The organism is Devosia sp. (assembly GCF_034675085.1).
Taxonomy (GTDB): Bacteria; Pseudomonadota; Alphaproteobacteria; order Rhizobiales; family Devosiaceae; genus Devosia.
Genome location: NZ_JAUCDN010000374.1, coordinates 1 through 2954 on the forward strand (window position 1 = coordinate 1; position 2954 = coordinate 2954).

3 protein-coding genes are annotated in these 2954 nt (G+C 65.5%); 2 read left to right on the forward strand and 1 reads right to left on the reverse strand.

The annotated features are described in order from the left end of the window. Positions 1–120: 120 nt before the first annotated feature. Positions 121–285 (forward strand): hypothetical protein, encoded by a 165-nt coding sequence (locus VDP82_RS16460; RefSeq protein ID WP_323015912.1) that lies wholly within the window; start codon positions 121–123, stop codon positions 283–285. Positions 286–436: 151 nt separating this feature from the next. After that, a complete protein-coding gene (murA, locus tag VDP82_RS16465; protein WP_323015913.1) occupies positions 437–1729 on the forward strand; it encodes a UDP-N-acetylglucosamine 1-carboxyvinyltransferase in 1293 nt (430 codons plus the stop codon). 15 nt (positions 1730–1744) lie between these two features. Here murA and VDP82_RS16470 read toward each other — a convergent pair whose 3' ends face one another. Further along, entirely contained in the window at positions 1745–2878 is a 1134-nt protein-coding gene (locus tag VDP82_RS16470) for an ABC transporter permease (RefSeq protein WP_323015914.1), read from the reverse strand. Positions 2879–2954 lie beyond the last annotated feature (76 nt).

The window sequence follows — 2954 nt, forward strand, 5'->3', positions numbered from 1 at the left end:
GCAGCATCCGGCGTTGGGGAGCAACGCGAACGCGGCTCCTTTGCCATAGGCCCAATCTCGACGCAAGGCTAAAAAACGCCTATCAACCGCCCAGAGCCAAACACGAATCCCTCCAGTGTCATGAGCAAAACCGAACAGGCCACCCTGCGTGAGCAAAGATTGGCCGCAAAGCTGCGGGAGAACCTCAAGCGCCGGAAGGGGCAGGCCAGGGCGCGCGCTGATGCGGAGCGTCAGGCGCCTGCCACCCCGCCGGCCCCCGGAACCGATACGGTCAATAAACCGTAAACCAGTTTCGGGCGACACTTCTCCCCAAAGGATGCGTTCGCATCCGCTTCAGCTCCCGAGTGCGACGGGTCCGGCCCAAGCGGCGAAAAGGACTTGGTCTGGCTCCATCCCAGGTAAAAAGGCGGCAAGGCCCGCCATATAGGACGAGACTATGGACCGTATCCGTTTGATCGGCGGCAACGAACTCAAGGGCGAGATCCCCATTTCCGGCGCCAAGAACGCCGCGCTGCCGCTGATGATCGCCTCCCTGCTCAGCGATGAGCAGCTGGTGCTGCACAACGTGCCGCGCCTGGCCGACGTCAAGCAGCTCGAACGCATCCTCGAAAATCACGGCGTCGATATCGCCGTGCATGGTCGCCGCCGCGGCGAGGCGGAAGGGGAGGGCCAACGCATGACCTTCCATGCCGCCGATATCGTCGACACTACCGCCCCTTACGATCTGGTCTCCAAGATGCGCGCCAGTTTCTGGGTCATCGGGCCGCTGCTGGCCCGTTGCCATGAGGCGCGCGTTTCCCTGCCGGGCGGCTGCGCCATCGGCACGCGGCCCGTCGATCTGTTTCTTTACGGTCTCAAGGCGCTGGGTGCCGAGATCGATATCGACGAGGGCTATGTCGTCGCCAAGGCTCCCAAGGGCGGGCTGGTCGGCGCCCATATCCATTTCCCCAAGGTTTCGGTCGGCGCCACCCATACCCTGCTGATGGCCGCTACTTTGGCGCGCGGCACGACCGTCCTCGACAATGCCGCCCAGGAGCCCGAGATCACCAATGTCGCCGAGTGCCTGGTGGCCATGGGCGCCAGGATTTCCGGCATCGGCACCCGCACCCTCACCATCGAGGGCGTCGAGCGCCTGCATGGGGCCACCATCTCGGTGATTCCCGACCGCATCGAAACCGGCACCTTTGCCATGGCCGTGGCCATGACCGGAGGCGACGTGCTGCTGCGCGGCGCCCGCCCCGAGCATTTGCAGGCCGCGCTCGACATTCTGGGCCAGACCGGCACCGAATTGAGCCTGGAGGCCGACGGCCTGCGCGTGCGCCGCCACAATGGGGGCATCCGCCCCGTCGATGTCGAGACCGATCCGTTCCCCGGCTTTCCCACCGATCTTCAGGCCCAGTTTATGGCGCTGATGACCATGAGCCAGGGCACCAGCCATATCCGCGAGACCATTTTCGAAAACCGCTACATGCATGTGGCCGAGCTGGTCCGCTTCGGCGCCGACATTTCCGTCGATGGCCAGCTGGCCACGGTGCATGGCAAGCCCCAGCTCAAGGGGGCGCAGGTGATGGCGACCGATTTGCGCGCCTCGGTGTCGCTGGTCATTGCCGGGCTCGCGGCCAAGGGCGAAACCACCGTCAACCGCATCTACCATCTTGATCGCGGCTTCGAGCGCCTCGAGGAAAAGCTGGGCCGCTGCGGCGCCCAGATCGAGCGCGTGGCGGGCTGACCCGCCCGGCGCACCCTAATCCAGTGTCTGGCGGTAGCGCAGCATCGCCAGCACCGTGATGATGAGCACGATGAGCCCGAGGGCGAGCTGTTCGGCATTGATGTCGGCCAGCCCCGCCCCCTTGAGCATGACCTTGCGGATGAGCCGGATGAAATGGGTGGCCGGCACGGCGGAGCCGATGGCCTGCGCCCAGCCCGGCATGCCGGCAAACGGGAACATGAAGCCCGACAGCAGCACCGAGGGCAGGATGGTGAAAAAGCTGAGCTGCATCGCCTGCATCTGGTTGCGCGATAGGGTCGAGATCAAAAAGCCCAGCGCCAGGTTGCCGAGCACGAACAGGTTGAAGCCGGAAAAAAAGGCCAGCCAGCTCCCCTCGAACGGCACCCGGAACAGCGCGAAGGCCGCCGCCAGGAACACCGCCGTCTGCACATAGCCCACCAGCACATAGGGCAGGATCTTGCCGGCCATCACCTCCAGCGGGCGCACCGGGGTGGAGATCAGCATTTCCATGGTGCCGCGCTCGCGCTCCTTGACGATGGCCACCGCCGTGATCATCACCATGGTCATGGACAGGATGATGGCCAGAAGGCCCGGAACGATATTGGTCGAGGTGCGCCCTTCCGGATTATAGACGCGGTGCACCACCGTTTCGAAGGGTGGGGCCGCGCTGGGTTGTGCCAGCGGGCCGGTGAGGCTCTGGGCGATGGCGCCCGAGACGATGCCGCTGAGCGCCGCCGCCGCCCCGCTCACTGCCGATGGATCGGAGGCGTCGGCGGCGATCAGCAGCGTCGGCCGCTGACCGCGCAGCACGTCGCGCTCAAAATCGTCCGGCACCACGATGACGAAATTGGCCGTTCCGCGCCGCAGCGCTTCCTCGCCCGCCTCCGGCCCCTCCACCGTGCCGATGAAGTCGAAATAGCCGGACGTTTCCATTCCCGCCACCAGCGCCCGCACCAGCGGCCCCTGGTCGTTGACTTCGACCAGCGTCGGCAGGTGCCGCGGATCGGTATTGATGGCGAAGCCGAACAGCAGCAACTGGATGATCGGCAGGCCGATCATCATGCCAAAAGTGATGCGGTCGCGGCGCATCTGGATGAATTCCTTGAGCAGCACCGCCCCGAAGCGCGCCGGCGAGAACCGCGCGCTCATGCGGGGTTCGCGGCGAAATTGTCGCGCGCCCCCGCCATCAGGTAGATGAAGGCCTCTTCCAGCCCCGGCGGCACCT

Coding starts and splice junctions, on each gene's coding strand:
- VDP82_RS16460 (WP_323015912.1), top strand. CDS start 121: ATGAGCAAAACCGAACAGGCCACCCTGCGTGAGCAAAGATTGGCCGCA.
- murA (WP_323015913.1), top strand. CDS start 437: ATGGACCGTATCCGTTTGATCGGCGGCAACGAACTCAAGGGCGAGATC.
- VDP82_RS16470 (WP_323015914.1), bottom strand. CDS start 2,878: ATGAGCGCGCGGTTCTCGCCGGCGCGCTTCGGGGCGGTGCTGCTCAAG.